The sequence below is a fragment of the Candidatus Electronema sp. PJ genome, from assembly GCF_048287395.1.
Lineage (GTDB): Bacteria > Desulfobacterota > Desulfobulbia > Desulfobulbales > Desulfobulbaceae > Electronema.
Window position 1 is genome coordinate 1 of the sequence record NZ_JBLWEO010000041.1, and the last position, 23,929, is coordinate 23,929.

General features: G+C 52.9%; 28 protein-coding genes and 1 tRNA gene. 11 read left to right on the plus strand and 18 right to left on the minus strand.

What is annotated here, in order from left to right; all coding sequences use genetic code 11:
- The 8 genes from aspS to hisS form a co-directional block, all read right to left on the minus strand.
- A partial coding sequence (aspS, locus tag ACNKIB_RS06010) for an aspartate--tRNA ligase (RefSeq protein ID WP_417909643.1) occupies positions 1-804 on the minus strand: 804 nt, incomplete at its 3' end.
- A gap of 682 nt (positions 805-1,486) precedes the next feature.
- Positions 1,487-1,699 (minus strand): hypothetical protein, encoded by a 213-nt coding sequence (locus ACNKIB_RS06015; protein ID WP_417909644.1) that lies wholly within the window; start codon positions 1,697-1,699, stop codon positions 1,487-1,489.
- Positions 1,696-2,133, minus strand: a complete 438-nt coding sequence (locus tag ACNKIB_RS06020) for a PIN domain-containing protein (protein ID WP_417909645.1) — start codon at positions 2,131-2,133, stop codon at positions 1,696-1,698. The genes ACNKIB_RS06015 and ACNKIB_RS06020 overlap by 4 nt, the downstream gene beginning before the upstream one ends.
- 6 nt (positions 2,134-2,139) lie before the next feature.
- Positions 2,140-2,316, minus strand: a complete 177-nt coding sequence (locus tag ACNKIB_RS06025) for a DUF2283 domain-containing protein (RefSeq protein ID WP_417909692.1) — start codon at positions 2,314-2,316, stop codon at positions 2,140-2,142.
- Positions 2,316-2,603: a HigA family addiction module antitoxin gene (locus ACNKIB_RS06030; RefSeq protein ID WP_417909646.1), complete on the minus strand. Its 288-nt coding sequence runs from the start codon at positions 2,601-2,603 to the stop codon at positions 2,316-2,318. Before ACNKIB_RS06030 ends, ACNKIB_RS06025 begins: the two co-directional genes overlap by 1 nt.
- Before the next feature lie 10 nt (positions 2,604-2,613).
- Entirely contained in the window at positions 2,614-2,892 is a 279-nt protein-coding gene (locus ACNKIB_RS06035) for a type II toxin-antitoxin system RelE/ParE family toxin (protein WP_417909647.1), read from the minus strand.
- Between the two features lie 146 nt (positions 2,893-3,038).
- The gene (locus ACNKIB_RS06040; RefSeq protein ID WP_417909648.1) at positions 3,039-3,434 is read right to left on the minus strand and encodes a PilZ domain-containing protein; all 396 of its coding nucleotides are present in this window, start codon (positions 3,432-3,434) and stop codon (positions 3,039-3,041) included.
- A gap of 62 nt (positions 3,435-3,496) precedes the next feature.
- Complete coding sequence (gene hisS / locus ACNKIB_RS06045) at positions 3,497-4,768, minus strand: histidine--tRNA ligase (RefSeq protein ID WP_417909649.1); 1,272 nt, start codon at positions 4,766-4,768, stop codon at positions 3,497-3,499.
- Positions 4,769-5,042: 274 nt separating this feature from the next.
- On the opposite strand from hisS, the gene ACNKIB_RS06050 reads away from it, so the two are divergent.
- Together ACNKIB_RS06050 and ACNKIB_RS06055 are read left to right on the plus strand one after the other, a co-directional pair.
- Positions 5,043-6,020 (plus strand): NAD(P)H-dependent flavin oxidoreductase, encoded by a 978-nt coding sequence (locus tag ACNKIB_RS06050; protein WP_417909650.1) that lies wholly within the window; start codon positions 5,043-5,045, stop codon positions 6,018-6,020.
- Positions 6,021-7,427, plus strand: coding sequence for a polya polymerase (locus ACNKIB_RS06055; protein WP_417909651.1), 1,407 nt, complete (start codon positions 6,021-6,023; stop codon positions 7,425-7,427).
- Here the strand turns inward: ACNKIB_RS06055 and pgeF are convergent.
- A complete protein-coding gene (pgeF, locus tag ACNKIB_RS06060) occupies positions 7,422-8,180 on the minus strand; it encodes a peptidoglycan editing factor PgeF (protein WP_417909652.1) in 759 nt (252 codons plus the stop codon). The two genes, ACNKIB_RS06055 and pgeF, sit on opposite strands and share 6 nt — an antisense overlap.
- Before the next feature lie 42 nt (positions 8,181-8,222).
- Here pgeF and ACNKIB_RS06065 point away from each other — a divergent pair, with 42 nt between their 5' ends.
- From ACNKIB_RS06065 to ACNKIB_RS06085, 5 genes are all read left to right on the plus strand, one after another.
- Positions 8,223-8,408 carry a hypothetical protein gene (locus ACNKIB_RS06065; protein WP_417909653.1) on the plus strand — a complete coding sequence of 62 codons (186 nt, stop codon included), beginning with the start codon at positions 8,223-8,225 and terminating at the stop codon, positions 8,406-8,408.
- Positions 8,409-8,705: 297 nt separating this feature from the next.
- Positions 8,706-9,005, plus strand: a complete 300-nt coding sequence (locus ACNKIB_RS06070; protein ID WP_417909654.1) for an ArsR/SmtB family transcription factor — start codon at positions 8,706-8,708, stop codon at positions 9,003-9,005.
- A 71-nt stretch (positions 9,006-9,076) separates the two neighbouring features.
- Positions 9,077-9,310, plus strand: coding sequence for a thioredoxin family protein (locus ACNKIB_RS06075; protein WP_417909655.1), 234 nt, complete (start codon positions 9,077-9,079; stop codon positions 9,308-9,310).
- A 13-nt stretch (positions 9,311-9,323) separates the two neighbouring features.
- Positions 9,324-9,809 (plus strand): nitrophenyl compound nitroreductase subunit ArsF family protein, encoded by a 486-nt coding sequence (locus ACNKIB_RS06080; protein ID WP_417909656.1) that lies wholly within the window; start codon positions 9,324-9,326, stop codon positions 9,807-9,809.
- On the plus strand, positions 9,806-10,492 hold the full coding sequence (locus ACNKIB_RS06085; protein WP_417909657.1) for an aromatic aminobenezylarsenical efflux permease ArsG family transporter: 687 nt from the start codon (positions 9,806-9,808) through the stop codon (positions 10,490-10,492). Before ACNKIB_RS06080 ends, ACNKIB_RS06085 begins: the two co-directional genes overlap by 4 nt.
- Here ACNKIB_RS06085 and ACNKIB_RS06090 read toward each other — a convergent pair.
- Positions 10,468-10,941, minus strand: coding sequence for a hypothetical protein (locus ACNKIB_RS06090; RefSeq protein ID WP_417909658.1), 474 nt, complete (start codon positions 10,939-10,941; stop codon positions 10,468-10,470). The two genes, ACNKIB_RS06085 and ACNKIB_RS06090, sit on opposite strands and share 25 nt — an antisense overlap.
- Before the next feature lies 1 nt (position 10,942).
- Here ACNKIB_RS06090 and ACNKIB_RS06095 point away from each other — a divergent pair, with 1 nt between their 5' ends.
- On the plus strand, positions 10,943-11,728 hold the full coding sequence (locus ACNKIB_RS06095) for an arsenite methyltransferase (RefSeq protein WP_417909659.1): 786 nt from the start codon (positions 10,943-10,945) through the stop codon (positions 11,726-11,728).
- Positions 11,729-11,749: 21 nt separating this feature from the next.
- Positions 11,750-12,799 carry an ACR3 family arsenite efflux transporter gene (gene arsB, locus ACNKIB_RS06100; RefSeq protein ID WP_417909660.1) on the plus strand — a complete coding sequence of 350 codons (1,050 nt, stop codon included), beginning with the start codon at positions 11,750-11,752 and terminating at the stop codon, positions 12,797-12,799.
- 429 nt (positions 12,800-13,228) lie between these two features.
- On the opposite strand, the gene gmd is transcribed toward arsB, so the two are convergent.
- From gmd to ACNKIB_RS06140, 8 genes are all read right to left on the minus strand, one after another.
- Complete coding sequence (gene gmd / locus ACNKIB_RS06105) at positions 13,229-14,314, minus strand: GDP-mannose 4,6-dehydratase (protein WP_417909661.1); 1,086 nt, start codon at positions 14,312-14,314, stop codon at positions 13,229-13,231.
- A gap of 5 nt (positions 14,315-14,319) precedes the next feature.
- Positions 14,320-15,282: a UDP-glucuronic acid decarboxylase family protein gene (locus ACNKIB_RS06110; protein WP_417909662.1), complete on the minus strand. Its 963-nt coding sequence runs from the start codon at positions 15,280-15,282 to the stop codon at positions 14,320-14,322.
- 63 nt (positions 15,283-15,345) lie between these two features.
- Positions 15,346-15,702, minus strand: a complete 357-nt coding sequence (locus tag ACNKIB_RS06115) for a hypothetical protein (protein WP_417909663.1) — start codon at positions 15,700-15,702, stop codon at positions 15,346-15,348.
- 172 nt (positions 15,703-15,874) lie between these two features.
- Positions 15,875-15,951: transfer RNA gene (locus ACNKIB_RS06120), tRNA-Arg, on the minus strand.
- Positions 15,952-16,009: 58 nt separating this feature from the next.
- Complete coding sequence (locus tag ACNKIB_RS06125) at positions 16,010-17,293, minus strand: glucose-1-phosphate adenylyltransferase family protein (RefSeq protein ID WP_417909664.1); 1,284 nt, start codon at positions 17,291-17,293, stop codon at positions 16,010-16,012.
- Positions 17,290-18,534 (minus strand): glucose-1-phosphate adenylyltransferase family protein, encoded by a 1,245-nt coding sequence (locus ACNKIB_RS06130; RefSeq protein ID WP_417909665.1) that lies wholly within the window; start codon positions 18,532-18,534, stop codon positions 17,290-17,292. Before ACNKIB_RS06130 ends, ACNKIB_RS06125 begins: the two co-directional genes overlap by 4 nt.
- Before the next feature lie 141 nt (positions 18,535-18,675).
- Positions 18,676-19,695: a DHH family phosphoesterase gene (locus tag ACNKIB_RS06135; RefSeq protein WP_417909666.1), complete on the minus strand. Its 1,020-nt coding sequence runs from the start codon at positions 19,693-19,695 to the stop codon at positions 18,676-18,678.
- A gap of 150 nt (positions 19,696-19,845) precedes the next feature.
- Positions 19,846-21,411, minus strand: a complete 1,566-nt coding sequence (locus ACNKIB_RS06140) for an ASKHA domain-containing protein (protein ID WP_417909667.1) — start codon at positions 21,409-21,411, stop codon at positions 19,846-19,848.
- Between the two features lie 175 nt (positions 21,412-21,586).
- Between ACNKIB_RS06140 and ACNKIB_RS06145 the strand changes: the two genes are divergently transcribed.
- Complete coding sequence (locus tag ACNKIB_RS06145) at positions 21,587-22,672, plus strand: LptF/LptG family permease (protein ID WP_417909668.1); 1,086 nt, start codon at positions 21,587-21,589, stop codon at positions 22,670-22,672.
- Positions 22,673-22,723: 51 nt separating this feature from the next.
- The gene (locus ACNKIB_RS06150; protein ID WP_417909669.1) at positions 22,724-23,923 is read left to right on the plus strand and encodes a helix-turn-helix domain-containing protein; all 1,200 of its coding nucleotides are present in this window, start codon (positions 22,724-22,726) and stop codon (positions 23,921-23,923) included.
- Positions 23,924-23,929 lie beyond the last annotated feature (6 nt).

A 23,929-nucleotide genomic window follows, 5' to 3' on the forward strand; every position in this document is an offset into this window, starting at 1 on the left:
CTCTTGGAAAACCTTTTTCACCAAACCCTCGGCAATGGCCATGATGTCGTCCTCGCCAACAAAACTCAGCTCCAAGTCTATCTGGGTGAATTCTGGCTGGCGGTCGGCGCGCAGGTCTTCATCGCGGAAACATTTGACAATCTGGAAATAGCGGTCCATGCCGCCCATCATCAGCAACTGCTTGAAAAGCTGCGGCGACTGCGGCAGAGCGAAGAATTTACCCGCATTAACCCGGCTCGGCACGAGATAATCCCGCGCCCCTTCCGGCGTGGAGCGCGTCAGCATCGGCGTTTCGATTTCCAAGAAGCCGTTTTCGCAGAGGAAGCTCCGCCCAGCCTGCGTCGCCGTGTGCCGCATGACCAAGTTGGCTCCGATTTCGGGCCGCCGCAAATCAAGATAGCGGTATTGCAGGCGGATGTTGTCCGAAACCTCGCTGTCCTCGTCGAGCGGGAAGGGCGGAGTTTTGCTCGTGTTGAGGACGTGCAGCTCGCTGACCATGATTTCAATCGCCCCGGTCTTCAGCTTCGGGTTCGCCATGTCGCCGGGCCGCGCCTCGACCTTGCCGCGCACCGCCAAAACCCACTCGGAGCGCAGCTGGTGCGCCTTGGCGTGCGGCTCAGGGTTGACTTCCGGGTTGAACACAATCTGGGTGATGCCCCAGCGGTCGCGGAGGTCGATGAAGATAACCCCGCCGTGGTCGCGGCGGCGAAGAACCCAGCCCATGAGAACGACCTCCTGATTCAGGTTGTCGAGGCCGAGGGTGTTGCAGTTATGTGTGCGCCGCAGCGCGCCGAGTGAGTCCATTGATGTCTCTTGGTTATGGCCTTATATATACTGATTTGGAAGGAAACCGATTGAAGTTGTTATTTATCAAATAGAATTGATTGATAGCTACATCGATATCAGTGCAAATGAAAGAAATATGAATAACAGCATTGTCAATACGGAAGACCAAGTAAATATATCTCTACTGAATAACAACCCTACATGCGTAACGATAAGCAGAGTAATTATATAAAGAAAAACGAAAGGACAGGAAACTTCGCCAGCTTCTTTGATGTTTCCGAAGAATAGCGACAACAAAACTAATATAACAAAAAAGATAATACTAGGGCGTGAATGAATAACGATATCCTTCAGTTTTATTTTCCATATGTTGTATGTAATTAATTGCAAGACAATAGAAACGATAAAAATCATAGGCGATATAGCCAGAACGGCCTGACCAATTTCCTTGCTAGTTGGCCCGCCACACCCGGCAACTAACGGGAGTATTAACAAGATGAAAAATAAATTTTTATTCATATTCATACACCGTTAAGGCAAGCTCGCCAATTTAATTTTTACTGCATTCCTTCTCGATTTCTTTGCCTTCCAAATACAAGGTGTCTGGGCAAATATCCTGCTCGTGCGCCCAAACAACCGTGCCGTGCTCCACCTTCGCCATGAGAAAATAATTCAGGTACTATAGCCAGCATTGGCGTGTTCAATGGCCATGCTGATTTTTTTTGATCGCTTCCAGCAGCGTGTCAATCGTATATCCTTTCTGCCATTCTTGACGATCTTCAACGTAATTTCCGCTGCCTTTGTCAAAGTGCTGCATGAATCGGATAAGCCCTGCAACGCCAAGCCCTTTGCAAAGGGCCTCTATGCCAAGTCGCTGAATTTCACTTTCTGTGGCGTAATTAACGTGCTTCATACTAAAACCTCACTCAGCCATTGCACAGGATTTCTTGCCTGCACCTTCAAATCCTCAACTTTTAATGCCAGCTTCAGAAATTTATCATCAACGGTCAGGAAAACATCTGCGGAAGTCTCTGCGCAGGCCAAATGCAGCGAATCAAACGCCTGCATTCCTGTCTTTTCAAACTCTTTCGCTCTCAATGCGATGCGAGCATCAATCTCAATAATTTGTTCCGCCAATCCACTGATAAATTTCAGTTTGCTTCTTTTTGCTTCATCGGGAGTGTTCGCAATTTCAAATTCAGCAATTTTGCTGCTTATCAAGCAACATTGTTTCTGTTCGCACAGCAGCAAAATCATCTTGACAGCTTCCGATTCAAGCCGGACACGAAGATTCGACTGATCATCAAATGGCCTATTCAGGCAACAGGTATCCAAATATATTTTCATTGGAACTTATCCAACTGCCTGCGCCACCATTAGCGGCATTTCCTGATAAGAAAATTCCCACAGCCCGACATTGGCTTTGGCGTGTTCAACAGTCATGCTGACGATATTTCCGCTCTCGTCAAAATCAACGTAAATATTCTCGCTGAGTTCCCGCGTTTCAGTTATCTCAATCGGCTCAAAAATTACACCGCTTCCAGCCTTTTCAGCCCGCTCAAATCCACTTTCTTTTCCGCCTTGCCCAAATCAAACTGAAGCTGGAGCTTCAGCCAGCCTTCCGCTGTCCTCCCGAAAACCTTGGACAACCGCAAAGCCATTTCTGGACTGATCCGCGCACGGGCATTCAGCAAGGCGGACAAAGTTTTCGGCTTCACGCCCAACGCCTTTGCCGCATCCTTCACTGTCAACTTTAAAGCATCTATACAAAATTCACGGATTATTTCTCCCGGATGCGGCGGGTTGCACATTTCCATAATCAGCCTCTCAATGATAATCTTCGTAATCAATATCTGTAATATCAGCATTGCAGAACTTAAACGTCACCCGCCAGTTGCCGCTGACCGAAACAGACCATATTCCTTCTCGCTCGCCTTTGAGCGGATGCAGTCGCAATCCCGGCAAATTCATGTCTTCAGGAGATTCAGCCGTTGCAAGCAACGCAAGGATTTTACGGAGTTTGCTTGCCTGTTCCGCCTGAATACCTGCTGTGCTGCCGTTCTTGAACAGCTTTTCAAGCCCTTTGTGCCTGAATTTGACGATCATGGATATTTAATCGCACCGCTGTGCTCCACCTTCGCCATGAGAAAACAATTTAGGTCGTTCAATTCCTGAAACACACCGAAATTTAAAAGCGGCTGGCAATCGTAGAGCTTTGTTTCCCCGTTTTTGAACACGATGAGCAAGCCAGCTCAATCACGGCTTGAGCCTGTATTCTGATCCCAGTGACTGTCTTCATCTTCTGCGATGACTGTTTGCTGTTTAGGCATAATTTTCTGCACAAATTTTTTCCATCCTACAGGAGATTCAACGATATTGAAGCCGACATCCATCATGGTGCCATTTTTCCTTCGCCAGCGCGGAAAAACCTTTAGCTTATAGCAGGCGGAATCCGGCCCTCCAGAAACCACGAGGGTGTATTTCTTTCCTTCCACGGAAAATTTTTCTGGCAGTTCATAGAGCCGCAGGCCATCCAGCGACACATCTTCTAATATACCGGCATAAACAAGATGCCCATCAGCAATATCAGCAATATATCCTTGTAGCTTCATTCTGGCCTGCCGACGTTTTTCAACTTTTCCTTCCATCGCACCCTCTCTCATTCATGTTATCGCTATATGGCGCATCTGTATGGGTACAGCTGAGATTATTATTCCTCAATCAGCTTTGCTAACCTCTCTGCCAGCTCTGTCGTAGGCCCTTGCAAGGAAAACGTACTCTGCTCTTGGCTGTCCATATTCCGCAGCACCGCCTCCTGCCGTTCAAGCTCCTGTTCGCCGATAATCAGGGTGAAACGCGCTTTGACTCGATCAGCCTGTTTCATCTGGGCTTTGAGACTGCGGCTGCCGTGTTCTATTGCGGCATAGAAACCAAGGCGGCGCAGGTTATGAACAAGCGGCACTGCAAAAATCGCAGCCTGCTCACCCAAGGCGGCGGCGAAAAGATCGGCGCGGACAAAGGCAGCCTTGCTGTCTTGTTCCTGCTGTTCCATGAGCAGAATCAAGCGTTCCATGCCCATACCAAAGCCGATACCGGGCGTGTTTTTCGGCCCACCCAGTTCTTCAATTAGGCCATCATAGCGACCACCAGCAGCCACTGCTGACTGTGCGCCAAGGTTGGTGGTGGTGAATTCAAAAGTGGTGCGGACATAATAATCCAAACCGCGTACCATAAAGCGGTTAAGCTGATAGGTCACACCCAACTCGTCTAAGCCACGCCGTACCGCCGTAAAGTGTGCGTCACAATCTGAACAGAGGCTGTCGAGAATGGATGGCGCGTCCTGAACGGTCTCTTTACAGCCCTTGCTTTTGCAGTCCAAGACGCGGAGGGGATTAGTACTGCTTCTGCGCTTGCAATCCTCGCAGAGACTGGCTGCGCGTTCCTGCAAATATTCTACTAAGCAGCTGCGGAACGCTGGACGACACTGCGGGCAGCCAATGGAGTTAATTTCTAGGCTGACGTGCAGGCCCAGCTCGTTGAGGAGCATTTGGGCCATTGCCATCAGCTCTGCGTCAGCTGCGGCTTCGCTGGCCCCGATAATTTCTACGTCAATCTGATGAAACTGGCGCAGCCTGCCTTTTTGCGGGCGTTCGTGGCGGAACATCGGGCCAATGGTGAACAACCGCTGTACCGGCTGCTGAACATGCAGACCGTGTTCGACATAGGCACGAGCTATCGAAGCCGTAGCTTCAGGCCGCAAAGTAAGGCCCTTGTCGGCAAAAGAGTACATCTCTTTTTCCACAATGTCCGTGGCCTCCCCGATGGAGCGGGCGAATAGCTCGGTCGGCTCCAGCAAAGGCAGGCGGATTTCCCGCAAGCCGAAACGGCGAAAAATATCGCGGGCTACCTGCTCGAGCTGCTGCCAGCGGGCAGCCTCGTCAGGCAGGATGTCTTTAAAGCCGTTAGCGGTCTTGAACTTCACGGAATGTACCTCCTGAAGAGCGATCTTCTCCCTTGAAATCAGGGATAAATCGGGCATAGTGTGGACATGGAAGAAAGTAAAATTTTAGCTGTCCACCGGGGAAAAGTCAAGCCTGGGCCGCAGAATTATGGTAATATGAAAAATTGCCGCCCGCGTCTGAGAGGACGATGCTTGACAAAGCAGGCCGGGCGTAGCATTATTGACAGAAGTTTAAAAACCGCCCGGCGCACGCCCTGTCATATTTCATGAAGAGCACATCACGCAAGAGACGAGAATGAAGCTGCCCGAACTTACAATAGGTTCCTTCACCGCCCGCATACCGATTATTCAGGGAGGGATGTCTGTCCGGGTCTCTACCTCGGCCTTGGCAGTTCCAGTGGCGGAATGCGGTGGAATCGGAACCATCGGTGGTTCAGGCATTCCAGTGCCAGAACTCCAGGAAGACATTCGCAGGGCTAAAGCGGCCACGACCGGTGTCATCGCGGTCAACATTATGTACGCGATGCGGAATTTTTACGAGCTGGTTATGGGGTCGATTGAGGCCGGGGTCGATGTGATCATTACCGGCGCAGGCTTTTCCAGAGATATCTTCCGTATCGGCAAAGAACACAAGGTGCCGATAATCTCTATCGTCTCCTCGCCAGATTTCGCCAAATTGGCTGAAAGGTTTGGAGCTGCCGCAATTGTGGTTGAATCAGCCGAGGCAGGTGGCCATCTTGGCACAGACAAGCCACTGCGGGAAATTTTTCCTGCTGTCCGTAAAGTAGTCTCTAAGGTGCCTCTGATTGCTGCGGGTGGCATCACCGACGGCTTTGAAATGGCCGAGCTGATGGATCAGTACGGCGCAGACGGAATCCAGATCGCCTCACGTTTTGTCCTCAGCGAGGAATGCTCAGTGTCGCAGGAATTCAAAGAGGTCTATCTCCGGGCGCAAAAGGAGGATATTGTCAACGTCCAGTCGCCCGTTGGGATGACAGGGCGGGCGATCAGAACGCCATTTATTGATCAACTGGAGCGCGGCGAGGATGTAGCCCCGGACAAATGCAAATACAAATGCCTGAAGCATTGCAGCTATAAATACTGCATCAACGACCGACTGACCGCCTCCTGCACTGGCGACGTGGCAAATGGGTTGGTTTTCTCTGGGGCCAACACCTACAAAATGAAAGAAATCCTGCCAGTGAAAGAAATCTTCCGGCAGTTTGTCCGCGATGCCGAGTCGGTGTATAAGGAAGGCGGGGAGAAAATATAGATGAACGGCGACGCAGCTGAAATCCGGCAGACTGAAGAGCAGCAGGCCCTCGTCATCCTGCCAGAAGAGCATCCGGTGCGAGAAGAGGACATTGACCCAGACGCTCTTGCCATCCTTTATCGTCTCAAGGAGGCTGGTTATGCTGGGTATCTGGTGGGCGGCGGAGTACGTGATTTGTATCTTGGCAAACAGCCTAAGGACTTTGATATCTCCACCAATGCCCATCCTGGTCAGCTCCGCAAGCTCTTCCGTAACTCCCGCACCATTGGCAAGCGCTTCCGGTTGGTGCAGGTTTTTTTCCGGGACAACAAGATTATTGAGGTCTCAACCCTCCGTTCCCAGAGTGAATACGATGAGGACGGTGAGCCGGACAAGGTGCTGCCTGCCAACAACACGTTTGGCACCTTGGAGGAAGATGCCTTCCGTCGCGACTTGACGATCAACTCGTTGTTTTACGAGGTCGAAAACAAAACAGTCATTGACTATGTTGGTGGGGTGCAGGATCTGACCGACGGCATCGTGCGGCTCATTGGCGACCCTGACCGCAGGATCATCCGCGATCCAGTACGGATGTTGCGGGCAGTTCGTCATGCTGCCCGGGCCGGATTCACCATTGAAAATGCGAGCTGGCAAGCCATAGTCCGCCACCGCGACAAGATTGATCTCTGTCCGGTTTCCCGGATTCGGGATGAGCTGCTCAAAGACTTGCAAAGCGGCAAAAGCCGGGCCTGGGTTGAACTTGTGCTGGAAACTGGCCTGTTCGCTGTTCTCTTTCCCTTTTACAATGAACTCCTCACTGGGGAGGAAGGGGCGGAAGTGAAGCGCGAGTTGGTTGCCCGACTTTCCACCACTGACCGGATATGCAGCGAAGGTGGCAAGCTCGGCAAGGTGCTGTTCGATGATGCCTTGTTGTTTGCCTTGCTGCTCCATCCTTGGGCGAAACGGCTGTTTGGCCTACCGCAGGCAGATGCCAAAACAGCGCGGCGGCTGGCCAGTACAGTGCGTGATGGACTGGACGCGGCCTTTTCTACGCGCCTCAATCTCCCCCGCGCCACGTTAGACACCATCACCATTTTATTTATCAACAGTTCGATCTTTCAAGACTACGCCCGCAGCGGCAGCTGGCCTACTTGGCTGAAGAAAAAAAGCTATTTTAACGCCTGCGCCCGCTTTGCCGCCTGTCTCAACGAGGCAGAGGGCGGCGAAGCAGCGGATGTATCCCTTTTTGTCAAAGTGCTACCGCAAAGCAGCCGTCCGCAACCGGTGCGGGAGCAGAAAGCAGTGTTTACTTTCCCAGACAGCGGCTCTCGAAGCGGAGGCAGCAACGGTTACAATCCAGCCTTCAGCAGTAACCCAGAAGGAGTCTTTGGTTTGCGTCGAGCTGGCCAGAATTTACGGCTGCTATAAGGCCGGTAGCATCAGCACTGAACCGCAGCGACCTGTGCCTAGTTTTTTCCCCGCCCGGCGATAAGAAAAGAAATCCTGATTGCAGACCGTGCAGAGGCCTGCGGTCTCAATCTGCGTTTCTTTTATCCCCGTAGCAACGAGCTGTTCCCGGCTGATTGCCCAGAAATCAAAGTAATTTGCTCTGATCTGTTGCCCGTGCATGGATGCGGGCAGCTCCTGTCGCCAGTTGACAAACTCTGCGCAGCACGGGCCAAGCGAGGGACTGAGCACCGCTCGCAGATGCGCCGGATCAGTGCCAAATCGCGCCTGCATCACCTGCACTGTGGCTGCGATGATATTCAGCACACTGCCTTTCCAGCCGTTATGGGCTGCCGCGATGACCTGTTGTACCGGATCGTATAGCAGCACGGCCTGGCAGTCTGCCTGTTGAATCAGTAAGCCTACGCCTGGTTGCTGCGTGACCAGGGCATCTACTCCCGCATATTCGCTGTCCTGCTCGATCTCTTCCAGCACCAGCACCTGATCGCCATGCACCTGCACTGCCGAGACGAGATGCGTTATCCCTAAGCATTGCTTGAGCCGTTGCCGGTTGATCGTCACCTTGTCCGGCTGATCGCCCACCCCGTAGCTGAGGTTCAGACTGGCAAAGGGTTGCTCGCTCACCCCGCCGTGGCGGCAAAACATGCCGTGCGGCAGATCGGCAAGCAGGTTGGAGCGGTACCAGCAGAGGCTATCTTGCTGTTCTCTTTTCATGATTACATAGTACAGCAAAGCGCAAGCAGGTTAAAGCGGAGAGTGAACCATTTTTGCCTGCTTGGTCAGGTGTGCGGCTCGTTTACCAAGGAGTTTGGCTCGATAAGAAAGGAGTTATACTCGGCAGAAGAGGAGTTCGGCTTGGCCAAACTGCTTTCCTGCCGACTTGCAAAGGAGTCTGGCCGACTACAACTCCTTTGTGGCCGAGCAAGACTCCTCTGCGGCTAATCAGAACTCCTTTGGTAGTCGGCCAGACTCCTTTTTTGCCGAGTACAACTCCTTTGCAAGTCGGCAACACTCCTTTCTGGCCAAGCCAAACTCCTTTGTCAGCGAGCAAGAAAGAAGTCTTTCCTAGGAGTTAGGCAGAAAATCCTGCCAGATGAGAAAGCGGTTCCTTCTCCGCTGGAAGCTGCTGGCTGCAATCTGCCTCTCCGCCTTGATCCTCTCCTGTGCGCTCTCAAATTTTGCTTGACTCAGTTCCGTCATTTGGTTACTTTACCAAGTAAGCTCAAAGGAACTATTGCCATGAATGAACAAGAAAAGCTGCGCTATGAAGCCAAAGCCAATGTGCTGAAGGCACTCGCCCATCCCACCCGGCTGTGGATGGCCGAACAGCTCGCGGGCGGGGAAAAATGTGTCTGCGAGTTTGTTGATGCCGTGGAATTCGACTTTTCCACCATTTCCAAGCACCTTGCCGTGCTGAAACAGGCCGGGATTGTCGAGGATGAGAAGCGCGGCAAGCAGGTCTTTTACCGGCTGAAGGTGCCGTGTGTGCTGAAATTCATGCACTGCGTGGAAGCGGTGCTGAAGTCGAATCTGCGATAGGGCTGTTCCACGGCAGGAAAACATGGCAAGAGTGCTGGGCACTGTTTGGATAAACAACAAAGGAGATTGCAATGAAAATCCAGATACTGGGCACCGGCTGCCCTAAATGCAAAAAGCTGGCAGAGCAGGCCGAAGCTGCTGCCAAAGCCCTTCAGCTTGACTTTGAGCTGGAAAAAATCACAGACATCCGGCAAATCATGGTGTTTGGCGTGATGACGACACCTGCCTTGGCGATTGATGGCGAGGTGAAGCTGGTCGGCATGGTGCCTTCTGTCGAAGAACTTAAGAAGATGCTGTCTGCATAAGGAGCGCGGCACGATGAATACGATGAAAAGGAAAAACATTGCTACTATCCTTCTGGCCTTATTCCTTGCTGCGGGCAGCAGCTTCGCAGCGTCAGCAGCGGAAACGAGTGCTGCTGGCAGCAGTCAGGCACCCGCAGCGGCCCAGAAGACTGAGCAGAGCAGGACGCGGGTCTATTACTTCCACGGCAACATACGCTGCACAACCTGCAAGAAGATTGAGGCACTGACCAAGAAGACCGTGGAGGAGTCGTTTGCCGGACAGCTCAAGGACGGCTCGATGGAAGTGCAGGTGGTCAATCTTGACCTGTCTGAGAACGAGCATTTCGTTGAAGACTATCAACTCGCCACGCGCTCGGTGGTGGTCTCCCAGCTCAAGCAGGGCAAGGAGACGAAATGGCGGCGGCTGGACAAGGTCTGGCAGCTTGTCCATGATGAAGCGGCCTTTGCGCAATACCTCCGCGATGAAATCAGCCTGCTGCTCAACGGGAAAGGCTCATGACTGAGTCCATCCTTGTGCCGCTGGCCTCGGCCTTCTGGCTCGGCATCCTCACCTCCATCAGCCCCTGCCCGCTGACCACTAACATCGCGGCCATCTCCTACGTGGGACGGCGGGTGGGCAGACCGGCCAGCGTCTTGCAAGCAGGGTTGCTCTACACCGCCGGGCGTGCTCTGGCCTATCTGCTGCTGGGTGTGCTGCTGGTCGGCAGCCTGCTCTCCGCGCCCTCGCTCTCGCAGGTGCTGCAAAAGCACATGAACATGGCCCTCGGCCCGGTGCTGATTGTGGTCGGCCTGATCCTGCTGGAGATCATCCGCCTGCCTGCGGGCAAGGGCGGCGGCCTGAGCGCGGCCTTGCAGAACAAGGCGGATTCCTTGGGCATCGGCGGGGCTGGTCTGCTCGGCATCGTCTTTGCCCTGTCTTTCTGCCCGACCTCAGCAGCCCTGTTCTTCGGCTCGCTCCTGCCGCTGGCAGTGCAGCAGCAGTCAAGCCTGCTCATTCCCGGCATCTACGGACTGGCCACCGGCCTGCCGGTGCTGCTCTTCGCCCTGTTGCTGGCCTTTGGGGCCAACAAGGTCGCGCAAGCCTTCAACCGCATCACCGCCTTTGAACGCTGGGCACGGCGGCTGACCGGCCTGCTCTTCCTCGTGGTGGGCGGCTATTATTGCGCGGTGTATTTCTTGTGAATGATCGGAACTCCATGCCGCCCTTTTCTTGCCGAAAGCGCAACAGAGGCCGCAAGGAATGCCTCATTCCTCGCTGGCAACGGGTCATTCCCCTCTGGCAATGGCTCATTGCCAGCTGGAAACGTGGCATTGCCAGCTGGCAATACGGCGTTCCCAGCAAGGAATGCCTCATTCCCCTCTGGCAATGAGGCATTTCCTCTTGGCAATGAGCCATTGCCAGAGTGAAACGTGACATTCCTTGTTGGCAATGAGGCATTCCCAGCGTAGAATGAGGCGTTTCCAAGCCGGAGCAGGGCATTCCCAGCCGCAGCCAGGCGCAAGGCAGCCGCGCAAGAGGCAGTCTTGGCACGTTTTTCCGCCTGCGAAGCGGAGAGCAGGGCATTGGCGCAGAGCATCATCGCCGCCCTGACTGGCAGCGCGGCTTTCTTTTCTTCTATGGAGTGAACCACTATGTCTGATCAAATGAAGGATGCCCTCCGCGCTGACGTGCGGGCCAGGTACGGCAACATCGCGGCGCAGGGTGGATCGTGCTGCGGCGCTTCCAAATGCTCACCGTCGCCGCTGGGCAATCCCTTGGCCTCGGCCAGCGTCGGCTATGCGGCGGAGGAAATGGCCGCTGTGCCGGACGGGGCCAACATGGGCCTGGGCTGCGGCAATCCGCAGGCCATCGCCGAATTGCAGCCCGGCGAGACCGTGCTTGACTTGGGCAGCGGCGGCGGCTTTGACTGCTTCCTTGCGGCCCGGCAGGTGGGCGCGGCAGGCCGGGTCATCGGCGTGGACATGACCCCGGAGATGCTGGCCAAGGCCCGTGACAACGCGCGGAAAGGCGGCTATGCCAATGTTGAGTTCAGGCTGGGCGAGATCGAGCATCTGCCGGTGGCCGACAGCAGCGTGGACGTGATCATCTCCAACTGCGTCATCAACCTCTCGCCGGACAAAGCGCAGGTCTTCGCCGAGGCCTGCCGGGTCCTGCGTCCGGGCGGCAGGCTGGCGATTGCCGATGTGGTGGCAATCGCCACGCTGCCGCCGGAGCTGGCGGCGATCACCGAAGCCTACACCTGCTGCGCCGCCGGGGCCGCGCCAGTTGCCGAGATCGAGGCCATGCTGCATCAGGCAGGCTTCAGCGCAGTTTCTATAGAGATCAAGGAGGACAGCCGGGCCTTCATCAAAGACTGGATGGCTGGCAGCGGCATAGAGAACTACGTGCGCTCGGCCCAGATTCGGGCGGTGAAATAATAAGCAAGGGGGAGCACAGCAATGAATCAACCAGCACAAAAAGAACTTTCCTTCCTCGACCGCTATCTGACCCTGTGGATATTCACCGCGATGGGCTTTGGAGTCGGTCTCGGCTTTCTCTTCCCCCGCGCTGTCACCAGCCTGAACAACGCGGTATCCGTGGGCACCACCAATATCCCGATTGCGATTGGCCTGATCCTGATGATGTACCCGCCCTTGGCCAAGGTGCGTTATGAGGAACTGGGCGACGTGTTCCGCAACTGGAAGGTGCTCGGCCTGTCGCTCATCCAGAACTGGCTCATCGGCCCGGTACTGATGTTCCTCCTTGCCATTATTTTCCTGCGTGGCTATCCCGAATACATGACTGGCCTCATCCTCATCGGCCTAGCCCGCTGTATTGCTATGGTTATAGTCTGGAACGAGTTGGCCAAAGGCGATAACGAATACGCCGCCGGGTTAGTGGCCTTCAATAGCATCTTTCAGGTCTTCTTTTACAGTGCTTATGCCTGGGTCTTCATCACCGTATTGCCGCCCTGGTTTGGGTTGACTGGCAGTGTAGTGGCGGTCAGCATCGGCGCAATTGCTCAAAGCGTATTTATCTATCTCGGCATCCCTTTTCTTGCCGGGTTCCTGACGCGCTTCTTCTTGGTCAAGGCCAAAGGCAAAGACTGGTATCACCGCGTCTTCGTGCCGCGCATCAGTCCAATTACCTTGATCGCCCTGCTCTTCACTATCGTGGTGATGTTCTCGCTTAAGGGCGATGTTATTGTCTCGCTGCCTTTAGATGTAGTGCGAATTGCCGTGCCGCTCCTGATCTACTTCCTGATCATGTTCTTTGTTTCCTTCTTCATGGGCCGCATGGCTGGCGCGGACTATGGCAAGACCGTCACTTTAGCCTTCACCGCTGCCAGTAACAACTTTGAGCTGGCAATCGCGGTCGCGGTGGCCGTGTTTGGCATCGGTTCCGGCGCAGCCTTTGCCGCTGTCATTGGCCCTTTGATCGAAGTGCCGGTGATGATTGCTTTGGTCAATGCGGCCTTCTGGCTGCGGAAGAGGATGTTCGGGGAATAAGTACAGTCAGCTCATTTGAGCTACAACCAACAGCAACTGAATCAGTCCCTCAGACTTTTTTTGTTGACATACAGCATACATAGTGTTTAACTAGAGCAGGTTATCAACCTGGTAAGAATGTGTGCGGTTGATTTCATCTGACAGATACTGACAACATGAAAGGAGATAGCTATGGGCGACAAAGGCGGCAAGAAAGATAAGGACAAGAACAAGAAGCAGATGGCCCAGAAACATGACCAGAAGGTCAAAGAAACGAAGGAGAAACAGCCGAAGAAAGTAGAAAAGTAGCGTGGTAAATCGGATAGTTTGTCATCACCTCTCAAGGTGATGCTCATTCCCCGAGTGAAGACCTTAACCGCCTTGGGTGGTTTACCATTTCAACCCTCTGGTTTTACCAGAGGGTTGGACTATAAAAAATAGGTTGGCCAATCACTCAAAATAATTATAGGCCCGATAGCCCTTCTGCTGGACAATCTGATCCCGTTCAGCCAGCTTCAGGTCTGCAATAATCATCTCCTGCACCATTTCTGCAAAGCTGATCTTTGGTTCCCAGCCGAGCTTCTCCTTGGCTTTGGATGGATCGCCAAGCAAGGTCTCTACCTCTGTCGGACGGAAATAACGAGGATCAACCCGGACGATAGTCTTGCCGCTCTTGCGCTCAATGCCGACTTCGTTCAGCCCGCTGCCCTGCCAGACCATGCTCATGCCCAGTTCCTCCGCAGCGATTTCCACAAATTCCCGCACTGAATGCTGCTTACCCGTGGCAATGACAAAATCCTCCGGCTGTTCCTGCTGGAGCATCAACCACTGCATCTGCACATAGTCCTTGGCATGGCCCCAATCGCGCAGCGAGTTAAGATTGCCGAGAAAAAGGGCCTCCTGTAACCCTAGCTTGATCCGTGCCAAGGCCCTGGTGATCTTGCGGGTGACAAAAGTCTCGCCTCGTACTGGCGACTCATGGTTGAAGAGGATGCCGTTACAGCAGTACATCTGGTAGGCTTCTCGATAATTGACCGTGATCCAATATGAATAGAGCTTGGCCACGGCGTAGGGCGAGCGAGGATAAAATGGCGTAGTCTCGCGCTGGGGAATCTCTTGCACCTTGCCGAACAACTCCGAGGTGGAGGCCTGATAAAAGCGCGTTTTACTTTCCAAACCGAGGATGCGAATGGCTTCAAGCAGGCGCAGGGTGCCGAGCGCGTCGCTGTTGGCGGTATATTCCGGGGTCTCAAAGGACACCGCCACATGACTCTGCGCCGCCAGATTGTAGATTTCGTCTGGCTGCACCTCTTGGATTATTCTGATCAGATTGGTGGCATCAGTCAGGTCGCCGTGATGGAGCTGGAAGCGGACATCCTGCTCGTGCGGGTCTTGATAAAGATGGTCCACTCGGTCGGTGTTGAAGAGCGAGGAACGCCGTTTGAGGCCATGTACCTTGTAGCCTTTTTCAAGGAGGAATTCGGCAAGATATGCGCCATCTTGACCAGTGACACCAGTAATCAGAGCTGTCTTCATTTCTGCTATTTTTGCTGCCTGAGAAAATCGTCAAAATAAGCGATGGTCGGAACCAGCCCCTCGCGCAGGGAAATATTCGGTTCCCAGCCGAGCTTGGCCTTGGCCAAAGTGATGTCTGGTTGTCGCTGGCGAGGATCGTCTGCTGGCAGTGGCTTAAAGATCAACTCAGACTTGGAGCCGGTTAGCTCAAGAATATTTTCGGCCAGCTGGAGGATAGTGAACTCGCCGGGATTGCCGGTGTTGACTGGGCCGGTGAAATCGTCCTCGGTGGCCATCAGACGGATGAACGCCTCGATCAGGTCATCAACATAACAGAAAGAGCGGGTCTGTGAGCCGTCGCCATAGATGGTGATCGGCTCGCCCTGTAGAGCCTGAACGATAAAGTTGGAGACTACCCGCCCGTCGTTGGGGTGCATTCTGGGGCCATAGGTGTTGAAAATCCGAGCCACTTTGATTCTGAGCTTATGCTGTCGGTGGTAATCGAAAAACAGGGTCTCGGCGCAGCGCTTGCCCTCATCATAGCAGGAGCGCACCCCGTTGGGATTGACATGGCCCCAGTAGGATTCCGGCTGCGGGTGAATCTGCGGGTCGCCATAGACCTCGGAGGTGGAGGCTTGGAAAATCTTCGCCTTCACCCGTTTGGCCAGACCTAGCATATTGATCGCCCCATGCACCGAAGTTTTGGTGGTTTGCACCGGGTCAAACTGATAATGGATAGGCGAGGCCGGGCAGGCTAAGTTGTAGATTTCGTCAACTTCGATGTAGAGCGGAAAGGTTACGTCGTGCCGGAGCAGCTCGAAATGCGGATTGTCCAGAAGGTGGAGAATATTTTGCTTGGTGCCAGTGAAGTAGTTGTCCACGCAAATAATATCGTGTCCCTCGTTCAGTAGCCGCTCGCAAAGATGCGAGCCAAGAAAGCCAGCACCACCTGTGATCAATATCCGTTTTTTCTGCTGTACAGCCTTCATGCGCCGCTCCAGTTTGTTATGTTTTGGGAAGAGAAAAATGCGTTGGCAACCGCAGACGCAGCACTACACAGCGGAGCAAACTCCCCGCATGATGTATTCGGCCACCGGCAACAAGAAGGGTTGTATTCCATAGGACAGTACGCCGTCATCAAGTTGCAGCGGAGAGCAAACCATCTTCTCCTCGTGCGGTATGGTCACGTGTTCAACGAAGCCAGGGAAGAGTACGACAGGTTTGCCAAGGAGTTTGGCTCGGCCAGAAAGGAGTTGTACTCGGCAGAAGAGGAGTTTTGCTTGGCCAAACTGCTTTCCTAGTCGGCCACAAAGGAGTTTGGCCGACTCCAACTCCTTTCCTAATCGGCAGAACTCCTTTACGGCTTGGCCAGATTCCTTTGTAAGTCGGCCAAACTCCTTGGCGACCAAGCACGATTCCTTTCCAACTCGGCAGAACTCCTCTTTTGCCCAGCCGAACTGCTTGGCAAGCGAGCAAGAAAAGAATATTTTCTTAGAATTATCCCCAATACCGCATGAAGAGAAAGGGGTTTGCTCTCCGTTTCAACCTGATGGCGGCTTACTGCAAGAGATCTTTTCTGTCTGGTGCGCCCGGCAGGATTTGAACCTGCGGCACCCAGATTAGGAATCTGGTGCTCTATCCACCTGAGCTACGGGCGCGGCAAACAACGATGGCCAATTCTACCTTAACCTGGGGTAAAAGAAAAGCCTTTCTGTATCAGCCAGCGGAAAAGACCGCACCGTGACGACACTCTTCCGGCAGCGGTACGCTCTTGCGGCCATAGCCTGGCTGGACGATGCAGTTTCTGCCCACTTGCATCCCATCTGGAATCCGGGCCTCTTTGCCGACCAAGGTGATCCCGCTGTAGAGGTGCGTTGGGAATTCTTTATTAACGATCTTCTTTGCCTCTGCGTCGCCGCAGCCAACGATTGCTCCTTTGCCGATTTGCACTCGTTTATCAGCAACGACTAAGTCCACTTCCGCATTTTCCTCGATCAGCGCATCTTCAAAAAGAACCGAATCACGCACTGCCGCGCCTTTTTTCACTACCACGCCGGGCGAAAGGACGGAATTGATTACTGTGCCTTCAATGACACAGCCTGCCGCGATCAACGAAGACTGGACTGTGCAGCCAGCGGCAAAGCGAGCCGGGGCGCGATCCATCATCCGCCGCTTGTTTTCGATGTTTGGCCTGATCCCCCACGCTTCTGGTGAAATGCCTGAATCTGGACGGATGATATCCATGTTCGCGTCCCAGTATGCCTGGATCGTGCCGACATCGCGCCAGTAGCCATAGAAGGGATAGGCAAAGACCTGCCGTTCCTCAATCGCCTTGGGAATAATGTGCATTCCGAAATCTATTTCCTTGCGGTCACGGGACAGCATGGCCAGCAGGTATTCGGTATCAAAGACGTAAATGCCCATCGAAGCTAGATTGGTGCGCGCCACCTTGGGCTTTTCCTCCCAATCGACAATCCGGTTGTCCTCATCGACAATCCCTGCCCCGAATTGGTGGATTTCGCTCATCGGTACAACCATCATGCCGATGGTGATGCCCGCCTTTTTTTGGCGGTGACAGGCGATCATATCGTTGAGATCCATCTGGTAAATATGATCACCAGAGAGAATGACGACCTGCTCAGAGGGATTAGCCCGAATAAAGTCGATGTTTTGGCGAATCGCGTCTGCCGTACCTTTGTACCAATCTGAATCCTTCTCACCAGTACGGGGCGGCAGGATTTCCACCCCCCGACTACGGCCTGTGAAGTCCCAAGCCTGGCCGTTCTGGATGTGCCGCATCAGCGAGAGCGGCTTGTACTGGGTCAACACGCCGACTTTGCTCAAACCGGCATTCATTACATTGGATAGGGAAAAATCGATAATTCGATACAGGCCGCCGAAAGGCACAGCCGGTTTAGCCCGGTGGCCAACCAAAATATTCAGGCGGCTGCCGATACCGCCCGCCAGGAGCAGCACGAGCGCGTCGTTCGCATCTCTCATCGTAATTCCTCCAGATCAGCAAGCCCCTGCTGCGGCCATCTGCTATCCGCTATTTCTGGTGCAACCGTGCAACCACCGCCAATGACCATGCCGTCCGGCACTTGATTGTTCCAACCGATCACTGTTACGGCTCCGTCAGCGACACCAGCTTGGACATTATAGCCAAAGGCGGTGTTGACATCGCTGACCACTCGCTCCAGCCTGCTACCTCCCTTAACCACGGTATTGAAGAGAAGAATCGAGCCATTAACCTCCGCGCCTTTTTCGACCCGGACACCGGGAAAAAGGATGGAATTCGTCACTTTCCCCTCGACGATACAGCCGTTGTAGGCCATTGAGTTATCGAGAACCCCTTCCTGTCCCACCTTGAGCGGCTGGCAGTCGCGAATGCCACGATGCTCCAAGTTGGTGCGAATCCCCCATTTTTCCATATCAATCAGTGGATTCTCGCCAAGTAGATCCATCGAGGTCTGCCAGTATTCATCTACCGTGCGAGTATAGCCCCAGTAGCCGTTGAATTTATAACCGAATACCTTCATATTCCGCTGCATCATCAAAGGAATAATGTCGCGGCCAAACTCATAGGACTCAGCGGCCTGGTTTTCTTTGAGCACCTCACAAAGCACCTGTGGCTTGAAGCAGAGGACAGTCAGTGAGGCCCATTCACCCTTGGGTTCCGCCGGTTTTTCTTCGTAGGAAAGCAGTCGTCCGCCTTCGGTAAAATCGTCGGCAATTTCCGCCACGCCGAAACGCCGGGCAGCATTTTTCTTTTCTACCTTAATAAAAGCGGCAGTTAAATCTGCATCCTGCTCGTGATGGAAACGGATCAGATTCCGGTAGTCCATCTCATAAATATGATCGCCAGAGAGGATAAGGATTTCCTCTGGCTTGTTGTAGCGGACAAAATCGAGATTCTGATAAACCGCGTCCGCTGACCCCCGATACCAGTGCGGATTATGATAATCTTTAAAGGGCGGCAGAATGAAAATACCTCGGTTCCTGCCAACCATGTCCCAAGCCGCACCAGTGCCGATGTGATTGATCAGCGAGTAGGAACGATACTGACTCAGGATGGCGATACGCTCTATCCCGGAGCGCATCAGATTGCTCAAAGGAAAGTCGATCACCCGGGCGAAGCCGCCAAAGGGGACAGCGGATTTGGGGCGGTAATGGGTGAGTACGCCCAGTTCATCAACGCGGCCTCCGGCCAAGATCATCGCCAAAGTGGAAGGCATTGCCATACAGACTCCCTGGAGTTCAGGCTTTTGGGGTTCCTGTGTCTACGAAAGCGGCAGCAGCCCGTAGGAGAGCTGCCTTTCCCGCAGCCCAATTATACTGCGGTGCTGGCAAAACGACAAAGGAAATCCCGGCAAAAGAAAGGGCTACAAATGCCGAGTGGCGATTTTCATCAAGGTGCCGGTCGTAAACTCCTGCCCTTCGCGTCGGGGCGGCAGGTTCTTCAGCGGCAATTCCGCCCGCGCCGCCTCGCGGTGGCCACCGGCAGAGCCGTACTCACCGAAGGTCTTCTGCGCGAACTTGCCCGCGTGCTTGCGGTAGCCGTCGCAGCGGAGGATTACCACCAGCTTATCTGCGCAGATACCCGACACCAGTACCCAGTCGAACTGGTCAACATGGTTAAGGAAATCGGCAATGATCACCAGTACGTCTGGGGTGCTGACCTTGCCGATGTGGGCATAGGATCGGCCTTTGCTGGATTTGACCTCCCGCAGGGCGGTACGGAAATATTTTAACTCCGAGCGGCGCAGTTCAGTCAATTCAAACTTGCGCACTAGGTTGCGGTTGGCCAGGTTGAAGACGTAACGGAAGGAAATGCCGTCAGCGAGCTGGAGGTTCTTCTTCTCAAAATTCTGCGTATCAACTTTGATGCCGTAATACAGGGCTGTGGCGAGCGAAACCGAGGGCGTGATATTCGCGGCGCGCAGATATTCAACCATCATGGAGGCCACTGCTCCATAGTCTGGGCGGATGTCGATGAATTTCGCATCCCAGCCGCTGGTGATCGGATGATGATCGATCACTGCGTCAAATTGGATTTTTTCAAAACAGGGCTGGTGAGTGGGCTGGGAGTCGAGGAGAATTTTTTTGGAATAGTCGTTGATCTGGAGGGTATGCAGCCGCTCAATGGGAATTTTCAGCCGCTCGACCATCGTCATGTTGTTGAGTCGCCGGATTTCGTTGGGATAGCCGATAGTGACGCTGCCCACCCGGTAACTGAGGAGCCGCTTCACTGCTAGCGCACAGGCCAGCGAGTCGGGATCGGCGACGATGACAATCAGCACCTGATCGGCACGGCCAAAGAGCTGGTAAAAAGCGTTCAGACGGTTCAGGGCGGAACAACGGCTTTTTTCGCTCCGGTTGACAACACCTGCGATCTTTTCCAATCGAATCTGCTTCAACAAGGCACCTGTGGCTATTTTTCACAAAGGAACCGGCAAGGACAAAACCGCAGAGTACGGCAGATTCCTGCGGTAGCCTGGAAATTTCTTATCATGGTAGCACAGGGCGAAAGAGAAATGCAAGCAGGCTTTTTGTTAGCGGAAGCGGGGCACAGAGGGGAACAAGCCCGGATCAGTGTGGGGGATGAAACGGGAACCGGAAAAACGGAGCATGAACTCCTGATTCACGTTCAATTCAAGGTAGGTAATCCGGCGGCAGATGGCTTTTGCCCGTTCCCAAAGCAAGCAGTCCAGCAGGAGCATCTCTGCCCCAGCCAACGAGGTGTTGCCGACCGGATTGAAAATCGTCAGCGGCAGATCAGGGAGCATTCCCAAGGTGATGGCCTGTTTCGGATTGATATGTTTGCCAAAAGCCCCGGCCACGTGAATCTGCGTTAGCTCCCCAAAAGAGACACCAACCTGATTGATTAGCGTTTCCAAGATTGCATACATGGCGGCTTTGGAGCGTATCATGGCATCAATCTCTGTCTGGCTGATGGCCACTCTTTGTGTAAGTACAAAAACTGTCTCGCCCTCGCGCTGAAGTAGGTGCTTCTTGATAAAGCTGCGCTGCTTCTCGCTCTGACCAGGAAATTCTCTCTGAAACTTACCGCGTAAGTCGATGATCCGGGCCAAGTACAGCTCTGCAACCATGTCAATCAAACCTGAACCGCAGATACCCACCGGGGCGGCATCGCCGATGCTGCGCCAGCAGAGCTGCCAGTCTTTGCGGTCGATGCTGACTTGCTCAATCGCGCCTGGCGCGGCCCGCATTCCCATCTTCGCTACTCCGCCTTCTAAAGCTGGACCGGCTGCGCCCGCGCAAGCAATCAACCAGTCAGAGCTGCCCAGCACCACTTCGGCATTGGTGCCGACATCAATGAGCATGGCTGTTTGTTCGGCTTGGTCAAGACCAGTGGCAAGTATCCCGGCGATCAAGTCGCCGCCAAAATAACTGCCCCGACTGGGGAAGGGCCAGATTTTTGCCTGCGGATGGAGCCTTAGCCCTATTTCCACGGCCAGCAAGGGATCAGGCGCATTGACCAATGGAATGTATGGCTCTCGGCAAAGGTAATGCGGACTAAGGCCAAGCAGCAAATGCGTCATTGTGGTGTTGCCTGCTACAGTTACAGCATAAATCGTCTCTGGTCGCACAGCAGATTCTTGGCAAAGATCTTTGATGAGATCGTTGATCGCCTTAATTACTGCCTGTTGAAGCCGCTTCAGTCCCTTGTCTTGGTCGGCAAAATGAATGCGACTGAGGATATCCGCTCCGTATTCTACCTGGAGATTGAGGGCTGTGCGGCGAGCGAGGATTCTGCCGGTGAGCAGATCAATGAGACTGGCCTCAAGATGGGTGGAGCCTAAATCTAAAGCAAGGCCGAGCAGGAAAGCAGGTTGTTCTGCAAAGAAGTCAATCAGCTCTAAGTGACTGGAGAGAATTTGAACCACAACCCAGCCTTTGAAGCCAGCAGAACGGAACGAGGCCGCAGTCTTTGCTAGGCAGGCAAAGGGGCTACGCAGAGGCTGTTTGGCCAGTTGTGGCGGCAGCGCGGTACTTAACGCCGCCTTCAGCCGGTCAAGATCAGCAACGTTATCGGTAAGACTGGGCGGGCTAGCCTCAACATAGATAACAGTGGTCAGGGGCAATGTGGTCAGCAAGAGCTGGCTCCAAGGTATGGGAAACAAGCAACAGCTTTTCCCGGTAATGCTTGACTGGAAAGCCTGTAGCGGGTAAAAATTGAAACTTATTGTAGCAAAAGGGACGGCGCAGGAAAATAGGAGAATTGGCCGACCCGTTGTTTCGAGCCGCCTTTTTCTCAACCGCTAAACACTCTTGAATCTCCTCAACCGCTACATGCTGAAGCAGTTCGGCAAGAATCTCCTTCTGCTGGCTCTGAGCTTCATCGCCATCTATATTCTCATCGACTTTTTCGAGAAGATTGATAATTTTGTCGAAAAAGGCAAGCCCATGGCCTTAGTGGCCAAATTTTTCCTTCTTTCCATCCCGTTTGTGGTCGAACAAATGGGGCCGGTCTGTATTCTTTTGGCTGGAGTGGTCACGCTTGGCGTGCTCAACAATTCTAATGAGCTGACTGCCCTCAAAGCAGGCGGTGTTTCCCTTAAACAAATCACTGGCCCGATCATTGCTGCCGGGTTGTTAGTCACTTTACTGCTCCTGGCCTTGTCGCAATTTGTTCTGCCTAGGACAGCAGCGCAGACTGCCAAGATATGGTACCGGGATGTCAAAGGTCAGATGCCGCTCGGTATTTATCGAAGCGGACGTTATTATTATCAAGGGGAAAATAACTTCTATTCATTTGCCCGGCCTGATCCAAGCAAAAATGTTTTCCTGTTTTTTTCGCATACCTCCTGGAATAGAGACTATGCGCTGCAAACTATGATCGCTGCTGGTCAGGCTGTTTGGAAGAATGGGAAATGGACGCTGTACAACGGCCAAGTCCAAACTGCGCAGGGCAACGGTCAATTCAAGACAGAGATATTTAAATGGCGGAGATTCCCTTTTGCCGAGAAGCCAGCGGACTTCTTTCTGCCTCGGCTGCGCAGCAGCGAGATGTCCATCCTTGAACTGTATCGAGACGCGCTCCGTGGCAAGCAGAGCAAAGAGGAACAAGCTGTAGCTTGGGCTGATTTTTACGGGCGAATCTCCTATATTCTCCTGGGCCTGCCGCTGCTCCTTCTGGGTTTACCGCTTTTGCTCATGGTGTATCGCAAATGGGGCCGTGATTTGTCGTTAGCAGTGCCTGTCAGTTGCGGTCTCGCCTTTGCCTGCTGGGGTATCTGGGCTATACTTCAGTCATTAGCCAAAGCCGCCTACCTCAATCCGCTGGCTGCCGCCTTATCAGTGCATCTGGTCGTGGGTACCCTGGGATTATTCCTGCTGCTGCGGGAAGATACGTAAAGGCGAGCTGAGTGCGCTGACAGAACGCAAAACACCGAGGAACTGCGTAAGATGGATACCCCTAGAACACTGCAAGATATCGAAAAATTGATTGCGTTCCAAACGCCAGAAAGCCTGCATTTGGATTACAAAGCCGGTTCTGTGCTGACTTTGGAAAAGAAAGACGAACTCTGCAAGGATGTTTCAGCCTTGGCTAATTCAGATGGCGGGGTACTGATCTATGGCATCAAAGAAGAAAAAATTCACAAGGTAGCCTATCCGGTCAGCATAGACGAAGGAGTTGATACCAGCAAGGTCAGCAAAGAGTGGCTGGAGCAAATTTTAACCTCAAATATAACGCCCATTATTTCAGGCGTAGAAATCTTCGAGATCAAGAGCGGAGCCAACCGCGCCATCGTGGTTATTCAGGTGGCAAAGAGTTTTCGTGGCCCGCATCAGGCCCCAGACAAAAAATATTACAAAAGACGGAATGTGTTCACCGAACCCATGGAGCATTACGAGATAGAAGATATTCGCAATCGTAAGCAGTTCATCCCTTCTCTGGTTAATATGGATGTGCAGCTTTCTGGTTTTCAAGTTCAGCTGGTCATTGAAAATATAGGCAACGAAGTGGCGCATAATGTGAAATTTATTTTTTCTGATAACTTTTCCTGGTACAAGAGAAGAGGTCTTCCGCACGCTCTCAAAAATGGCATTAAATTTTTTCCGCCAGGACGAAAAATAACCTTCTACACCGAGCCGCTCCATATCTTACTGAATGATAAATCTGGCTTCGATCCTTTTTTTGACGTGGCCATAACCTATTTTCATCCCCAGGCAAGCAGCGAAGTTACGGAAGATATTCATATTAACTTAAAAGACTTTCTCAATAGTGCCATAGAAAGTAATTATTTAAAAAAGATTTCCTCGACTTTAGATGAATTAAGCAAGATAACCAGCGAACTCAACACGGTAAATAATCATCTGCAACATATTGAAAGCATAGCCGGAGCCACAGGGCTGGATTTGTCTATCTCAACCCTGACCAATATCAATAAAATTTTTAAATATAATGGCGGTGCTCAGTGTGTAACCATTGAACATTGCGACCCCTATGTGCTGCAAGAGGTGCTTGAAGTTGATTTTGAAATGGCTTCCAATATTTATTTTTACTATCATAACAATTACAAGGGAACACCCATCGAAGAAATTCCAGGCATGACCGAAGAACTGCTGGAGAAGCTCAGAAAACTTTCCAAAACCATCATTTAAAGAGAA